The sequence below is a fragment of the Streptomyces sp. NPDC090119 genome, from assembly GCF_044747085.1.
GTDB lineage: Bacteria > Actinomycetota > Actinomycetes > Streptomycetales > Streptomycetaceae > Streptomyces.
The window spans coordinates 63,749-78,345 of record NZ_JBIVDK010000003.1 but is presented as its reverse complement, the minus strand read 5'-3'; the positions used below and the strand labels follow the sequence as shown (position 1 = coordinate 78,345).

13 protein-coding genes are annotated in these 14,597 nt (G+C 71.7%); 8 read left to right on the top strand and 5 right to left on the bottom strand.

Annotation, left to right across the window (positions count from 1 at the left end):
- Window positions 1-12: 12 nt before the first annotated feature.
- A complete protein-coding gene (locus tag ACIPPM_RS13000) occupies window positions 13-2,871 on the bottom strand; it encodes a tetratricopeptide repeat protein (protein WP_401446659.1) in 2,859 nt (952 codons plus the stop codon).
- Window positions 2,868-4,706 carry an HSP90 family protein gene (locus ACIPPM_RS12995; RefSeq protein WP_401448445.1) on the bottom strand — a complete coding sequence of 613 codons (1,839 nt, stop codon included), beginning with the start codon at window positions 4,704-4,706 and terminating at the stop codon, window positions 2,868-2,870. The genes ACIPPM_RS13000 and ACIPPM_RS12995 overlap by 4 nt, the downstream gene beginning before the upstream one ends.
- A gap of 194 nt (window positions 4,707-4,900) precedes the next feature.
- Between ACIPPM_RS12995 and recG the strand changes: the two genes are divergently transcribed.
- The 8 genes from recG to mutM all read left to right on the top strand — a co-directional run bounded on the left by recG (window position 4,901) and on the right by mutM (window position 12,345).
- Complete coding sequence (gene recG, locus ACIPPM_RS12990; RefSeq protein WP_401446656.1) at window positions 4,901-7,102, top strand: ATP-dependent DNA helicase RecG; 2,202 nt, start codon at window positions 4,901-4,903, stop codon at window positions 7,100-7,102.
- 156 nt (window positions 7,103-7,258) lie between these two features.
- A complete protein-coding gene (rsmD, locus tag ACIPPM_RS12985) occupies window positions 7,259-7,846 on the top strand; it encodes a 16S rRNA (guanine(966)-N(2))-methyltransferase RsmD (RefSeq protein WP_401446653.1) in 588 nt (195 codons plus the stop codon).
- Window positions 7,847-7,872: 26 nt separating this feature from the next.
- Entirely contained in the window at window positions 7,873-8,352 is a 480-nt protein-coding gene (gene coaD, locus ACIPPM_RS12980) for a pantetheine-phosphate adenylyltransferase (RefSeq protein WP_388994922.1), read from the top strand.
- A 118-nt stretch (window positions 8,353-8,470) separates the two neighbouring features.
- Window positions 8,471-9,577, top strand: a complete 1,107-nt coding sequence (locus ACIPPM_RS12975) for an ATP synthase F0 subunit B (RefSeq protein WP_401448443.1) — start codon at window positions 8,471-8,473, stop codon at window positions 9,575-9,577.
- A gap of 126 nt (window positions 9,578-9,703) precedes the next feature.
- Entirely contained in the window at window positions 9,704-10,357 is a 654-nt protein-coding gene (locus ACIPPM_RS12970) for a YceD family protein (RefSeq protein WP_401446650.1), read from the top strand.
- A gap of 2 nt (window positions 10,358-10,359) precedes the next feature.
- Complete coding sequence (rpmF, locus tag ACIPPM_RS12965; RefSeq protein WP_003951102.1) at window positions 10,360-10,533, top strand: 50S ribosomal protein L32; 174 nt, start codon at window positions 10,360-10,362, stop codon at window positions 10,531-10,533.
- A gap of 8 nt (window positions 10,534-10,541) precedes the next feature.
- Window positions 10,542-11,393, top strand: coding sequence for a ribonuclease III (gene rnc / locus ACIPPM_RS12960; RefSeq protein ID WP_401446647.1), 852 nt, complete (start codon window positions 10,542-10,544; stop codon window positions 11,391-11,393).
- 91 nt (window positions 11,394-11,484) lie between these two features.
- A complete protein-coding gene (mutM, locus tag ACIPPM_RS12955) occupies window positions 11,485-12,345 on the top strand; it encodes a bifunctional DNA-formamidopyrimidine glycosylase/DNA-(apurinic or apyrimidinic site) lyase (protein WP_401446644.1) in 861 nt (286 codons plus the stop codon).
- Here mutM and ACIPPM_RS12950 read toward each other — a convergent pair.
- Genes ACIPPM_RS12950 through ACIPPM_RS12940 form a run of 3 tightly spaced genes read right to left on the bottom strand, consistent with a single transcriptional unit; the run spans window position 12,318 to window position 13,527 of the window.
- A complete protein-coding gene (locus ACIPPM_RS12950; protein WP_401446641.1) occupies window positions 12,318-12,719 on the bottom strand; it encodes a winged helix-turn-helix transcriptional regulator in 402 nt (133 codons plus the stop codon). The genes mutM and ACIPPM_RS12950 overlap by 28 nt on opposite strands.
- Window positions 12,720-12,773: 54 nt before the next feature.
- Complete coding sequence (locus tag ACIPPM_RS12945) at window positions 12,774-13,082, bottom strand: hypothetical protein (RefSeq protein WP_401446638.1); 309 nt, start codon at window positions 13,080-13,082, stop codon at window positions 12,774-12,776.
- A 55-nt stretch (window positions 13,083-13,137) separates the two neighbouring features.
- A complete protein-coding gene (locus ACIPPM_RS12940) occupies window positions 13,138-13,527 on the bottom strand; it encodes a hypothetical protein (RefSeq protein WP_401446635.1) in 390 nt (129 codons plus the stop codon).
- Window positions 13,528-14,597: the final 1,070 nt, after the last annotated feature.

The following is a 14,597-nucleotide window of genomic DNA, read 5'->3' as shown; positions in this document are numbered from 1 at the left end:
GAGGGGCCGGGGTCACTCCCCGTCCAGCAGGCGGGCCGCCGTCTCGCGCCGGACCCGGACGGTGTCGTCCGCGCCGTCGGCGCCCTCGTCGGCCCCCTCGTATGCCGCGAGCACGGCACGCGCGCGTGCCCGCGCCTCGGCCGTCCGGCCCAGCTCGGCCTCCAGCGCGGCGGCGGCCAGTTCGGCGCCGGTGCGGCCGTGCAGACCGTCCGCGCCGAGCGTGGCGAACAGCGCGGCCGACCGCTCCAGCTCCGCCAGCGCCTCCTCGCGCTCCTGTGCCACCGCGGCCAGGAGTTCGCCGAACTGGCGGTGCGTGTGCGCGAGTTCTTCGGTCAGCCGGGCCCGCTCCAGCGGGTCGTCCGCCTCCGCCAGCGCCTTCCCGCACACCTCCACGGCCCGCGCCATCAGCGCCCGCGCCCCTGGCACCCCCGCCTCCAGCCGGGGTGCCAGCCAGGCGCGGGCCCGCAGCGCGCGCACGGTGAAGTACGGGTTGCCCAGCGCCTCCCACAGCTCGCCCGCGCGCACATAGGCGCGGTCCGCCTCCGCAGGGAGGTCCGCCTCGGCGAGGGACTGGCCCGCCAGGTGCGCCAGCGTCGCGTGGTCCTGCTGCTCCGGCCACTGCTCGGCCATCTCCGCCGCCAGCAGCCGGTGCTCGGCCGCCGCCCGGTGCTCGCCCAGCTCGCTCAGACAGTCCCCGAGCCACCAGCGGGTCTGCACCAGCGCGCCGTCCCCGTGCACCTCGGCCGACAGCTCGGCGAGCGCCGACTCCAGCACCTCGGCCGCCTCCGTCCAGCGCCCCTGGCGCAGCAGCAGCCCGCCCAGCAGATGCCGGGCCCAGGCGCCGAAGGTGCCGCTCTCGCCCGCCTCGTCAGCCCAGTGCGCGGCCTGCAGAGCGTGCCCGGCCGCCTCCTCGGTGCCGTCCCGCGCCCCGATCAGCTCGGCAAGCTGCAGGTGCAGCTGGGCCCGCCCGGTCGGCTCCAGATACGCTCCGCCGTGCTCCAGCGCCGACCGCAGCGCCCGCTCGGCCTCGGCGGGCTCCCCGAGGTGCTGGGAGAGCGCCCCCACCCGCGCCTCGTACTCCACCGCGAACCAAGGCAGCCCCGCGCCCGTGTACTCGGCCGCCGCCCGCCGGAACAGGTCGGCCGCGCGGGACAGATCCCCGCCCAATTCGGCCAGCTCCGCCAGCATGGCCCGCGCCTCGGCCCCGCGCGCCACCAGCCGTACGTCGTCCCCGGTACGGCCGCCGACGAACGCCAGCACCTCCCGCGCGGCCCGCTCCGCCTCCTCCGCCGGGGCGCCCTCGTGCACGCACCGCATCAGCACGCGGGCCCGGCTGATCAGTACGCCCGCCGTCTGCCGGGGGCCGGTCGCCTCCTCCGCGTACCGCGCGAGCACCTCGTCGTACAGGGCGTCGACAGTCTTCAGCGCCGCGTCCGCCTCGCCGCTCAGGGCGCGTACGTACGCCGCACGCGCGCGTGCCGCGAGGGCCTCGCCGGGGTCGTCCGCCTCCGCGTACAGGGCGGCGGCCTCCTCGAAGAGCGGGATGCCGTCGGGGCCCTGGACCATCGCCTGGTTGTCGGCCAGTTCGGCACGCGCGCGTGCGTCGAGTCCGGCGCCGTCGGTGGCCCGCGCGAGGGCCGCCCACGCCTGCGGGGCGTCCGGCTGGAGGGTCTCCGACAGCCGCCGCGCCCGCGCCAGCAGCTCGGGCACCCCCGGCTCCTCCTCCGGGACCTCCTCGGCCGCCGGAGCCGGTGCCGGAGCCGTCCGCACGCCCAGCGGCAGGCGCTCCGCCAGGGGCTCGGCGTCCATCGTGGCGCGGGTCAGGTCACCGATGTGCGAGGTGCCGTTGCGCGCGTCGAACCGCGCCGCCAGCTCCAGCGCCTCCACGCGCGCGTGCGCGGCCAGCTCCCGCGCGGTCCACGTCCGCCCGGCCGGACCCGGCACCTCCCGGGCGCCCAGACCGAGCGCGGTCAGCCGGTCCATCAACAGCGTCACCACGGCCAGGAACTCCAGCAGGCTGCGCGGATGCCCGGTGTCCGTGAAGTACGCGGGCCGCTCCGCCAGCAGCTCCAGACCACGTGCCTCGTTCCCGCTCAGCGCGCAGAACTCCACATGGGCGGCGTACGCGTCCCGCATGCTCTCCATCGGCCGCACCAGTCTGATGCCGCGCAGATGATGGGCGCTTGCCTCCGCCACCCGGCCCAGCCGCAGCAGCGGCACCAGCGAGCGGGCCAATACCCCGTGCGGCTCGTGCGCGCACGTGAACTCGCCCTCCAGGACCGGCGCCCACAGCTCCAGCGCCGCCGCGTCCCGGCCCGACCGCACCTGCCAGCCGCCCTGCCCGTGCAGCTCGCAGGCGTGGCAGTCGGCCATGTCGTCCCGGTCGGCGGCCAGCCACGCCGCGTACGCCCGCTCCGCCCGCGCCCGGTCCCCGACGTGCGAGGCGATGCCGAACTCGGCCGCGCGCACCGCCCGTTCCGAGTACCCGGCGATCCGGTAGCGGCGCTCCATCTCGCCGAGCCAGTTCTCCACCGACGCCAGCGGGACGTGCGGCTGGCCCAGCATGCCCGCGGTCATCCACTTGAACGTCCAGTGCAGCGCGTGCGCCTCGTAAGCGTCGAAGTCCTCCGGCCGCTCGTCCCACATCCGCAGCAGCCGCGCGAACGGCACGAACACCCGGTCCTTCTCCGAGCTGTAGTTGTAGACCTTCACCTGGTGGCCGAGCGCCTCGATCACCGCGAGCGGGATGTCCAATTTCTCGGCCTCGGTGAGGAGTTCCTCCGCGCGCGCGTTGCGTGCCGGGCCCTCCGGCCGCTCCGCGTTCTCCGCCATGGCCTGCCGCAGCGCCTCGAAGTCCATGATCCGGCTCATCGTCCCTCGTTCTCCCCGGGCGCCGCCCGGTCCAGCAGTGCGGCGAACGCCCGGTTCACCAACGCCGAGTCGGCCGGCCGCAGCGGGCGGTGCGCCAGCAGCAGCGCCTGCCCGTACAGCGCCTCGGCCGCCGTGCCCGTCAGCTCCGGGTCGGTCAGCGAACCGACGCGCCGGATCAGCGGGTTGAGATGGTTCAGCACCAGCCGGGCACGCGGGGCGGTGCCGCGCAGCGAGCCCAGGATGCCCGCCCACAGGTCGTCCGCCTGCTCCTCCGCCTCCGCCCGCGCCCGCTCGTGCCGCGCCGACCGGTCGTCCAGATGCAGCGCGGGCACCGACACCGGGTGGAACGCCCGCAGCACCACATCGCAGTCCAGCGGATCGAGCCTGGCCCGCGCGGCCGCCAGGAAGCCGGACAACGCCAGCTCCGCCGCCGGGTCCACCGCGTCCAGATGCGCGGTCACCGTGTCCGCGTCCAGCTCCGCGACCACCGTGCCCGGCCGCACCGACGGCAGCGCCTCCACCAGCTCGCTGTCGTAGGTGTAGCCCCCGTTCACCACCCCGACGCCCTGCGCCGCGGCGATCGGCGCGACCTGCCGGAACTCCTCGACACTCCGGGTGAAGTGCACCACCGGGTGCCGCCGCGCGAACTCCGCCAGCGACAGCTCCCCGTCACTGGTCTCGAACGGCAGCCACGGCAGCATGACCCGCAGCATCTCGGCGTCGTGCCGGGCCAGCGCCCGCACCCCGAGATGGTGCACGGCCAGGAACGCCGACAGCCGCTCCGGGGCACCCGCCGCGAGCCCCGTCAGCCAGTCCCGCACCCGCTCGCCCAGCGCCTCACGCACCCCGGCCAGCGTCTCGTCCTCGTACAGCGCCTCGCGCGACGCGGTGGGTCGCAGCGTGTCCGTGTCCAGCACACAGCGCACGAAGAACGCCCAGTCCGGCAGCAGCTGTTCGGCCCGCTCGGTGAGCAGCATGCCCTTCAGGTGCACCCGGTGCGTGGCCCGCTGTGCCGGGCTCACCGCAGAGGGGAGCACGTACGCCACCCCGCGCACCCCGGCCAGCGGCACGTCCAGGGGGATCGCGTCCAGCGGCGTGAAGCCGAACAGCTCCCGGCAGTGCGCCTCCAGCGCCGCCCGCCGCTCCACCGGGCTCGGCCAGGGGCGGTCCCAGGGCGCCGGGAGATCCGTGACCGGCTCGTCGTCCACCCGCACGTCGTACGGCAGCAGCGAACCGAAGTCCCGCGCCAGCGCGCGCACCCGCGCGGGCGCCAGCCACTCGCCCGCACCCGGCCGCGCCACCAGGTGCACGGTCGTGCCCGGCTCCGGCCGCGCCGAGTCCGGCAGCGTGCGCACGGTGTACGAGCCGTCGTCCGCGGCCGTCCACTCCACCGGCGCCGCGCCGGGCGTACGGGCGCTGCGGCTGACCACACGGATGCGCTCGGCGACCACGAAGCAGGCCAGCAGCCCGATGCCGAACCGGCCCAGGAACCCCGAGCGGGTCTCCTCCAGGCCCTCCGCCCGCTTGGAACTGCGGCCGATGGTCGCCAGCAGGGTGTGCACGTCCGCCTCGGTGAGCCCGATCCCGCTGTCCTCCACCCGGAGCCCGCCCCGCCCGTCCGGGAACAGCCGCACCCGCGCCGGGGCGCCGGGCTCCTCGGCCCGCCGGGCGGTGACGGCGTCCACGGCGTTCTGCAGCAGCTCGCGCAGGTAGACCTTCGGGCTGGAGTACAGATGCTGGGAGAGCAGGTCCACCAGACCACGCAGGTCGACCTGGAAGGTGTGCGGAGGGGCGGGCTCGGAAGCCGGGGATGACTGGGAGGTCTGGGAGTCCATCGTCACGGCGCCGGTGGGGGGGAGCTTCGCGCGGCGCGGGGTCGGGCGGTCGGATGCCGTGGGGGCGGTGACCGCGGGGGATGGCCGGAGGCGCGTCATCCTAGGGCCGAAGGCCCGAGCTGACCAGGGATTTCGGGGATCTCACCGGGACCGGGCGGGGCACCTGTACGGCGATGTCGGTGGCGTGGTGTGCAATGGATCTCGTGCCCGCACTGCGAGAACCCCTGAAGAAGGTGCTCGGTCCCGCCACCGCGAAGGTGATGGCCGAGAACCTCGGCCTGCACACCGTCGGCGACCTCCTGCACCACTACCCCCGCAGATACGAGGAGCGCGGCCAGCTCACCCACCTCGCCGATCTCCCCATGGACGAGCACGTCACCGTGGTCGCCCAGGTTGCCGACGCCCGGCTGCACACCTTCGCCTCCTCCCGCGCCCCGCGCGGCAAGGGCCAGCGGCTCGAGGTCACCATCACCGACGGCAGCGGCCGCCTCCAGCTCGTCTTCTTCGGCAACGGCGTGCACAAGCCCCACAAGGAACTCCTGCCGGGCACCCGCGCGATGTTCTCCGGCAAGGTCTCCGTCTTCAACCACCGCCTCCAACTCGCCCACCCCGCCTACGAGTTGCTGGACAAGGACGCCGAGGACGGCGACGAGGCCGTGGAGAGCTGGGCGGGCTCCCTCATCCCGATCTACCCCGCCACCGCCAAGCTGGAGTCCTGGAAGATCGGCAAGGCGGTGCAGACCGTGCTGCCCAGCGTCCAGGAAGCCGTCGACCCGCTCCCCGGCTCCCTGCGCGAGGGCCGTGGCCTGGTCGAGCTGCCCGAGGCCCTGGTCAAGATCCACCGCCCCGCCACCAAGGCCGACATCGCCGACGCCCGCGCCCGCCTCAAGTGGGACGAGGCGTTCGTCCTCCAAGTCGCCCTCGCCCGCCGCCGCTACGCCGACACCCAGCTCCCCGCCGTCCCCCGCCGCCCCCAGGACGACGGCCTCCTCACCAGCTTCGACGCCCGCCTCCCCTTCACCCTCACCGACGGCCAGCAACGCGTCTCCGCCGAGATCTTCACCGACCTCGCCACCGCCCACCCGATGCACCGACTGCTCCAGGGGGAGGTGGGTTCGGGCAAGACAATGGTGGCGTTGCGCGCCATGCTCGCCGTCGTCGACGCCGGGGGGCAGGCGGCCATGCTGGCGCCCACCGAGGTGCTCGCGCAGCAGCATCACCGGTCGATCACCGAGATGATGGGGGATCTGGCCGAGGGCGGCTTGCTGGGCGGGTCCGAGCACGGGACCAAGGTGGTGCTGCTGACCGGGTCGATGGGGGCCGCCGCCCGCCGTCAGGCGCTGCTGGACATCGTCACCGGTGAGGCGGGCATCGTCATCGGCACCCACGCGCTCATCGAGGACAAGGTCCAGTTCCACGACCTCGGCCTGGTCGTCGTGGACGAACAGCACCGCTTCGGCGTGGAGCAGCGCGACGCCCTGCGCGGCAAGGGCAAACAGCCCCCGCACCTGCTCGTCATGACGGCCACCCCGATCCCGCGCACGGTCGCCATGACGGTCTTCGGTGACCTGGAGACCTCCGTCCTGGACCAGCTCCCGGCGGGCCGCTCCCCGATCGCCACCCATGTCGTCCCGGCCGCCGACAAGCCCCACTTCCTCGCCCGCGCCTGGGAACGCGTCCGCGAGGAGGTCGAGAACGGCCACCAGGCGTACGTCGTCTGCCCCCGCATCGGCGACGAGGACGAGAGCGCCGCCGAGAAGAAGGCCACCGAGGGCGACAAACGCCCCCCGCTCGCCGTCCTCGACATCGCCGACCAGCTCGCCCGGGGCCCGCTCCAGGGACTCAAGGTCGAGGTGCTGCACGGCAGGATGCACCCCGACGACAAGGACGCCGTGATGCGCCGCTTCGCCGCCGGGGAGACGGACGTCCTGGTCGCCACCACCGTCATCGAGGTCGGCGTCAACGTCCCCAACGCCACCGCGATGGTCATCATGGACGCCGACCGCTTCGGCGTCTCCCAGCTCCACCAGCTGCGCGGCCGCGTCGGCCGAGGCTCGGCCCCCGGACTGTGCCTGCTGGTCAGCGAGATGCCCGAGGCCAGCCCCGCCCGCCAGCGCCTCAACGCCGTCGCCTCCACCCTCGACGGCTTCGAGCTCTCCCGCATCGACCTCGAACAGCGCCGCGAAGGCGATGTCCTCGGCCAGGCCCAGTCCGGCGCCCGCACCAGCCTCCGCGTCCTGGAGGTCATCGAGGACGAGGAGATCATCGCCGAGGCGAGGGAGGAAGCGGCGGCGGTGGTGGCGGCGGACCCGGAGCTGGAGCGCATCCCCGGCCTACGCACAGCCCTGCAGGCCCTCTTGGACGAGGAAAGAGAGCAGTACCTGGAGAAGGGCTGAGCTGTACTTCCCTCCAGGGGCGCGGGGCCCTGTCGATATGCGGCTCCGCCGCGTGGGCGCGATCAACCACAACGGCCCCGCACCCGCCAACGCATCACAAGACCCCCCACCACCTGCGAAAATAAAAGAACGCCCCCGCAGAAGAAGGACCCTCACATGACCCGCGTGATCGCCGGCACGGCAGGCGGACGGCGCCTCGACGTGCCCCCCGGCACAGGAACCCGCCCCACATCCGACCGCGCACGCGAAGCCCTCTTCTCCACCTGGCAGTCCCTCCTCGGCACCCCCCTGAACGGCGAACGGGTCCTGGACCTCTACGCGGGCTCCGGCGCGGTCGGCCTGGAGGCACTGTCCCGCGGCGCGTCCCACGCCCTCCTCGTCGAGGCCGACGCCCGCGCCGCGAGGACCGTCCGCGACAACGTCCGCAACCTGGGCCTCCCGGGCGCCGAAGTCCGCGCGGGCAAAGCGGAACAAGTCATCCGTACCGCACCCCCCGCCGAGCCGTACGACCTCGTCTTCCTCGACCCCCCGTACGCCGTCTCCGACGACGATCTCCGGGAGATCCTCCTCACACTCCGCGCCGGGGGCTGGCTGACCGGGGAAGCCCTCGTCACCGTGGAGCGCAGCACCAGAGGCGGCGAATTCCACTGGCCGGAGGGGTTCGAGCCGATCCGGTCCCGTCGGTACGGCGAGGGAACGTTTTGGTACGGTCGCGCCGCCTCAACGTGCGAAGACGCACGATGACCGGACCCGAGAGCGAGGGATCTCCAGTGCGCCGCGCCGTCTGTCCCGGATCGTTCGACCCGATCACCAACGGACACCTCGACATCATCGCCCGCGCCTCCCGTCTGTACGACGAGGTGTTCGTCGCGGTGATGGTCAACAAGTCCAAGAAGGGCCTGTTCGACGTCGACGAGCGGATCGACCTGATCCGCGAGGTCACCGCCGAGTACACCAACGTCCGCGTCGAGGCCCACCACGGCCTCCTCGTCGACTTCTGCAAGGACCGCGACATCCCCGCCATCGTCAAGGGCCTGCGCGCGGTGAGCGACTTCGACTACGAACTCCAGATGGCCCAGATGAACAACGGCCTCACCGGGGTCGAGACGCTGTTCGTGCCCACCAACCCCACCTACAGCTTCCTGTCCTCCTCCCTGGTCAAGGAGGTCGCGGCCTGGGGCGGCGACATCTCCCACCTGGTGCCCCCGCAGGTGCTCGCGGCACTCGGCGACCGGTTCCGGAAGGACTGAGCCGCGGGGACGCGACCGTGGGTGGTGACAACCCGTCACCCGGTGTCGGACGGCCGCCCCATGGCCGTACAGTCGACCCCGTCCGTCTCCAACACAGCAGTAGAGAGTGGCGAGCCAGGTGGACGTCCAGAACAAGCTCGACGAGATCGTCTCCGCGGTCTCCGGTGCCCGGTCCATGCCCATGTCGGCCTCCTGCGTGGTCAACCGGGCCGAACTGCTCGCGCTGCTCGAAGAGGTCCGCCAGGCCCTGCCCGGCTCCCTCGAACAGGCTCAGGAGCTGATCGGCGGCCGTGAGCAGATGGTCGAGCAGGCCCGCGCCGAGGCCGAGCGGATCATCGAGACCGCGCACGCCGAGCGCGGCAGCCTGATCGCCGGTACCGAGGTCGCCCGCCACTCCCAGGCCGAGGCCGACCGCATCCTGGCGGAGGCCCGCGCCGAGGCCGAGCAGGTCCGCGCGGACGCCGACGACTACGTCGACTCCAAGCTCGCCAACTTCGAGGTCGTCCTCACCAAGACCCTCGGCTCGGTCGGCCGCGGCCGGGAGAAGCTGCTCGGCACCGGCCCCGGCCTGGACGAGCACGGCTACGAGGACGAGGACGCCCCCGAGCGCAGCCAGGACCCGGAGACCCTGCGCCACGACGCGGACGCCTACGTCGACGTCAAGCTCGGCGCCTTCGAGGCGGTGCTCGCCAAGACCCTGGAGGCCGTCCACCGCGGCAGGCAGAAGCTGCACGGCCGGATCGCCACCGACGACCTCGGCGCCCTCGCGGACGACACCACGACCTTCCAGCACTCCAGCGACGCCGACTACCTGGCCGACCTCGCCGCCCTGGCGGACACCCCGCCCACCCCGGCCCAGCGCGCCCCGGCCCCGGCCCCGGAACCGTTCCAGGAACCGGCGTACGAGCAGCAGGACGCGTACGGCTACCAGCAGCCCGACGCCTACCCTGCGGCCTACCCCCCGCAGCCCGGCTACGCCCCGCAGGAGGCGTACGGCTACCAGCAGGACCCGTACGCCGCCCCCAACGGCTACGCCCCGCAGACCGACGGCGCCTTCCACGGCTACGACCCCCAGCAGCCGGGCTACGACCCGAACCAGGCGCAGGGGCAGCAGCAGGGGCAGCAGTCCCAGCAGGACTACGCCCTGGACGAGGCCAGCCTCTTCGACACCGGCATGATCAGCGCGGAGCAGCTGCGCGCGTACGAGCAGGGCCGCGGGCTGTAGCCGACCCGATTGGGCCCTGAGCGAAAGGTCCAGTATCCTGGCTGTTCGGTCGCGTGTATCCCCGCGATCACCGCTGCCCGGAACACCGACGGGCGGCGTCCCTCCTAGCCCGGACCGAAAGCAGGAATGGCTTCCAACGCACGACTCGACCACCGCAACCCTCTCGTGATCGACACCCACGAGCTGGGCCGGCGGCCTGGTGCGATGCAGCGCCTGACCCGTGAGGTCGACGCCCCCCGGGACCTCGGTCTCGAGGGCGTCATCGGAGTGCCGGAAGGCGCCCCGCTGGAGCTCGACCTCCGTCTGGAGTCGGTCATGGAAGGGGTGCTTGTCACAGGCACCGCCCGTGCATCGGCGAAGGGGGAATGCGTAAGGTGTCTGGAGCCGGTCGGGCTGGAGCTCGAAGCGGCCTTCCAGGAAATGTTCTCGTACCCTGACGCCGACGACCGTGGCCGCGTGATCGCGGAACCGGGCGACGACGCCGAGGACGACGAGGACAGGCAGTACATCGAGGACGGTCTGATCGACCTCGAACCTCTGCTGCGGGATGCGGTGGTGCTCGCACTGCCGATGCAGCCGGTGTGCCAGGACGACTGTCAGGGCCTGTGCTCCGAATGCGGAGCGCGGCTCACGGACGACCCGGAGCACCACCATGACGCCACCGACATCCGTTGGGCGGCATTGCAGGGACTCGCCGACACCATGTCGGACGGCGAGAAGGACGAGATGAGCGGCGACGTGCCTCGATCCGCACGTGCCGACGAGAAGCAGGAGAAGTAGCCGTGGCTGTTCCGAAGCGGAAGATGTCGCGCAGCAACACGCGCCACCGCCGGTCGCAGTGGAAGGCTGCGGTCCCCACCCTGGTTGCGTGCGAGCGCTGCCACGAGCCCAAGCAGCAGCACATCGCGTGCCCGTCTTGCGGCACCTACAACAAGCGCCAGGTCCTCGAAGTCTGAGCGGGCTGGTGAGAGGCACTGTGTCCACTGCCAAGAAGGCGGAAGACGCCGGAATGAACAGCTCTCGCCGACGTGCGAGTGCCCCGGCGGACAATATGGCCTCGTCCCACACGCTTCTGGAAGGGCGGCTCGGCTACCACGTCGAGTCCGCCCTTCTGGTGCGTGCGCTGACCCACCGTTCCTACGCGTACGAGAACGGCGGTCTGCCGACGAACGAGCGGCTGGAGTTCCTCGGGGACTCCGTGCTCGGTCTCGTCGTCACGGACACGCTGTACCGCATCCACCCCGACCTGCCCGAAGGCCAGCTGGCCAAGTTGCGGGCCGCGGTGGTCAACTCGCGTGCGCTGGCGGAGGTCGGCCGTGGCCTCGACCTGGGTTCCTTCATCCGGCTCGGCCGTGGTGAAGAGGGCACGGGCGGCCGGGACAAGGCATCCATCCTCGCCGACACCCTGGAAGCGGTGATCGGCGCGGTCTATCTCGATCAGGGCCTCGATGCGGCGTCCGAGCTGGTCCACCGGCTCTTCGACCCGCTGATCGACAGGTCCTCCAACCTCGGAGCCGGCCTGGACTGGAAGACCAGTCTCCAGGAGCTGACCGCGATCGAGGGGCTCGGCGTGCCCGAGTACCTGGTCACGGAGACCGGTCCTGACCACGAGAAGACTTTCACTGCTGCTGCCCGCGTCGGGGGCGTCTCGTACGGCACCGGCACCGGCCGCAGCAAGAAGGAGGCGGAGCAGCAGGCCGCCGAGTCCGCCTGGCGGGCCATCAAGGCCGCCGCGGACGAGCGTGCCAAGGCGACCGGCGAGTCCGGTGACGCCGAGGCCGTCCAGGACGACGCACCGTCGTCCGCCACCGCCTGACCCAGCACGTCCCCGAGCGCCCGCCCCCGTCCGACGGGGGCGGGCGCTCGGTTCTTCCACCCGGTTCACGGTTTTCCACAGGGGGTTGTCGATGCCTGAGTTGCCCGAGGTCGAGGTCGTCCGGCGGGGTCTTGAGCGATGGGTCGAGGGGCGTACCGTCGCCGAGGCCGAGGTGCTGCATCCGCGTGCGGTGCGGCGGCACCTGGCGGGGGCCGACGACTTCGCGCACCGGCTGAAGGGGCACCGGTTCGGGACGCCCAGCAGGCGCGGCAAGTACCTGTGGCTGCCGCTCGCGGACACCGGGCAGTCCGTCCTCGCCCACCTCGGCATGAGCGGCCAGCTGCTCGTGCAGCCGCACGCGACACCGGACGAGAAGCACCTCCGGGTCCGGGTCCGGTTCGCCGACGACCTCGGCACCGAGCTCCGCTTCGTGGACCAGCGCACCTTCGGCGGTCTCTCGCTGCACGACAACACCGCCGAGGGCCTGCCCGACGTGATCGCGCACATCGCCCGCGACCCGCTGGACCCGGTCTTCGACGACGAGGTGTTCCACCAGGCGCTGCGCCGCAAGCGGACCACGATCAAGCGCGCCCTGCTGGACCAGTCGCTGATCAGCGGGGTCGGCAACATCTACGCGGACGAGGCGCTGTGGCGTTCCCGCCTGCACTACGAGCGCCCCACGGCCACCTTCACCCGCCCGGTCACCGCCGAACTCCTCGGCCACGTACGGGACGTGATGAACGCGGCCCTCGAAGTCGGCGGCACCAGCTTCGACAGCCTCTACGTCAACGTCAACGGCGAGTCCGGCTACTTCGACCGCTCCCTGGACGCCTACGGCCGTGAGGGCCTGCCCTGCCGCCGCTGCGGTACGCCGATGCTGCGGCGCCCCTGGATGAACCGGTCCAGCTACTTCTGCCCGAAGTGTCAGCGGGCGCCGCGCGTCTCGTCGTAGCGGGCGCGGGCGGCGAGGACCTCGTCCATGGCGCCCTCCACGCAGTCGATGAGCGCGAGCAGCCGCTCGGCGACCTTCCGGCCGAGGTCGGTGAGTTCGTAGTCCACGCGGGGCGGGTTGACCGGCTGGGCGTCCCGGCGCACCAGCCCGTCCCGCTCCAGCGCCTGGAGCGTCTGGGACAGCATCTTCTCGCTGACGCCGTCCACCCGCCGCCGCAACTCGTTGAACCGCAACGACCCCTCGTACAGCGCGCTAAGCGCGAGCCCACCCCACCGCCCGGTGACATGCTCCAGCGTCCCCCGCGAGGGACAGGCCCGGGCGAACACGTCGAAGTCGAACCCGTCCTCGGCCCGCTCCTGAATACTCCCGCTCATGCCTCCCAGGGTAGGCGAGCAGGGAGCTAACCACCAGGTTGCACTAACCAGCAGTTAGCCCTCGTCCTCGTCCTCGTCCAGGCCGAACCCGTCCGGCACGGCCAGCAGAGCCTCGCGCCAGGGCCCCCGCGGCTCCCGCATGGCCGCTTCGCGGAACAGGTCCGCGAGTCGGCGCCGATCCTCCGGGTCGAGACGGTCGAAGAGGTACGCCGGATACTCGAACCATCTGGCCGCCGCGTCCGGTGAGGCTTCCTCGTCCGTGCTGGTGTCCACGGCAGCCACGAGATGCGCCATGGCCTCCGCCAATGTGTTCAGCAGCGGATCACGGTGGGCGGGTGTCGAGGCCGACTCGGCGGAATTCATGCGTGCACCGTATCCAGCGGAGAGAGCATCGAGGCGCTGGGTGCGGGTGAGGGGTCTAGAGCTGGTGACGCCACCACGGCAGGTCGGGGGAGGGGGCGCTGATGACTCTCGCCCGTCGGAGGATCTTGGAGTCGAGATCCCGGACGAGCTGGCGCAGCTCTCGCGCCGACTTCGTGGGGAGAACATGCATCATCTCTTCGAGATGGTCGCGGGAGTAGCTCGGATCGCAGCCACACTCCGGAATCCCGCACCGGTCCGAGGTCCGGGGATCGGCGATCGCGCGGAGCGGGCCGTGCGCCAGCCGAGCCCAGTCCCAGAACGCCTTGTCCGTGGCACCCAGCCAGAAGCGCCGATGTTCGACCCTGCGAATGTGGGCTGCGCACGCGCCGGACAGCCTGTCGATCGCCGGGAACTCGTAACCGCGGCAGTGCCTGCGGAAGCGCACGGGGAGATCGTCCCGCACGACGGAGGGGCGCCTACGCGGCATTGCCCTTTCGGTGGTTGATCATGGCGGCAATGTACCGCCGCCTACGTCGGTGATCCAGAGCCTTTACGCGAGCACGCGGGCGCTGGAGCGACTCCGGCCGGAACGACGGAACGCCCGCGTCTGACCCGTGGCGCCCTCAGTACCCGAAGAGATTTAACGTCGTTCACTGTCAACGTTGGTCGTCGTTTTGCTCCCTCGGGCGGCCCAGGAACGGCCCCGTGCGCCTTGTCGATGCCTGAGCACTCTGTGAGGTAGGTGCGCTTTCCATGAGTTCTCGTGCAGCAGAAGCGAAGGCGCGCGTGGCCCGCATACGCTCGTCTGCGAGCTCCGAAGTGGCTGCGGAGGCCCCGCCCGGATGCTGCTCTGCAAGCCTCATCTCTCGAAAAAGGGCGGCGGGCACCTTATCCGCCAGCTTCCCAAGTCTCTCAGGGCCGAGGACGTTGACTAGCGCAACCATCGGCCATAGCTCGGCAAGGTGCGCCTTAGCTTCAGCCCGTGCTTGTTCGAAGACGTCAGGGTCGCTGGCCGCAGACCGACACATTGCCAGATTGGCATCTGCCGTCCGTACGGCTTGGGTTATGAACTCGGAGTAAGCGGCCTTTCGCTCTTCTCTGCGGCTCTCCTGTAGCTGGCCAGCGCGCTCTTCCGTCGATTGAACAGCCTGGTAGTCAAGCTGCCGACGTTGCACAAGAAGGCTGATCCATCCAGTGAGCCCTGAGGCCGCAAGCGTGGATACTGCCGTCACGGCTGCTACCGCAGTTGGGCTATTGAGATATGACACGGCGCTAGTCTGGCGCAGGTCGAAGGTCGGTGGAGCGGCTTTGGGCTGGAGCTGCTTTTGGGGGGAGTGATCATGGCCCCGTAAGCTTCCGGCGCGTCGGGCAGTCTGTGGACCTGCCCGTTGAAGCACGACGTTGAGGCCATGATCTTCGAGGCTCCCCCCAAAGTGGCTGTCTAAAGCCGTGGAGCCGACCGCCCCGGCCACGACATGGTTCTGACCTCTTGCCGCCGGCCGACCCACACCAGGG

Bases quoted from the DNA above. Each gene is read 5' to 3' on its own strand.
- ACIPPM_RS13000 (WP_401446659.1), bottom strand. From the start codon at position 2,871: ATGAGCCGGATCATGGACTTCGAGGCGCTGCGGCAGGCCATGGCGGAG.
- ACIPPM_RS12995 (WP_401448445.1), bottom strand. From the start codon at position 4,706: ATGGACTCCCAGACCTCCCAGTCATCCCCGGCTTCCGAGCCCGCCCCT.
- recG (WP_401446656.1), top strand. From the start codon at position 4,901: ATGGATCTCGTGCCCGCACTGCGAGAACCCCTGAAGAAGGTGCTCGGT.
- rsmD (WP_401446653.1), top strand. From the start codon at position 7,259: ATGACCCGCGTGATCGCCGGCACGGCAGGCGGACGGCGCCTCGACGTG.
- ACIPPM_RS12970 (WP_401446650.1), top strand. From the start codon at position 9,704: ATGGCTTCCAACGCACGACTCGACCACCGCAACCCTCTCGTGATCGAC.
- mutM (WP_401446644.1), top strand. From the start codon at position 11,485: ATGCCTGAGTTGCCCGAGGTCGAGGTCGTCCGGCGGGGTCTTGAGCGA.
- ACIPPM_RS12950 (WP_401446641.1), bottom strand. From the start codon at position 12,719: ATGAGCGGGAGTATTCAGGAGCGGGCCGAGGACGGGTTCGACTTCGAC.
- ACIPPM_RS12945 (WP_401446638.1), bottom strand. From the start codon at position 13,082: ATGAATTCCGCCGAGTCGGCCTCGACACCCGCCCACCGTGATCCGCTG.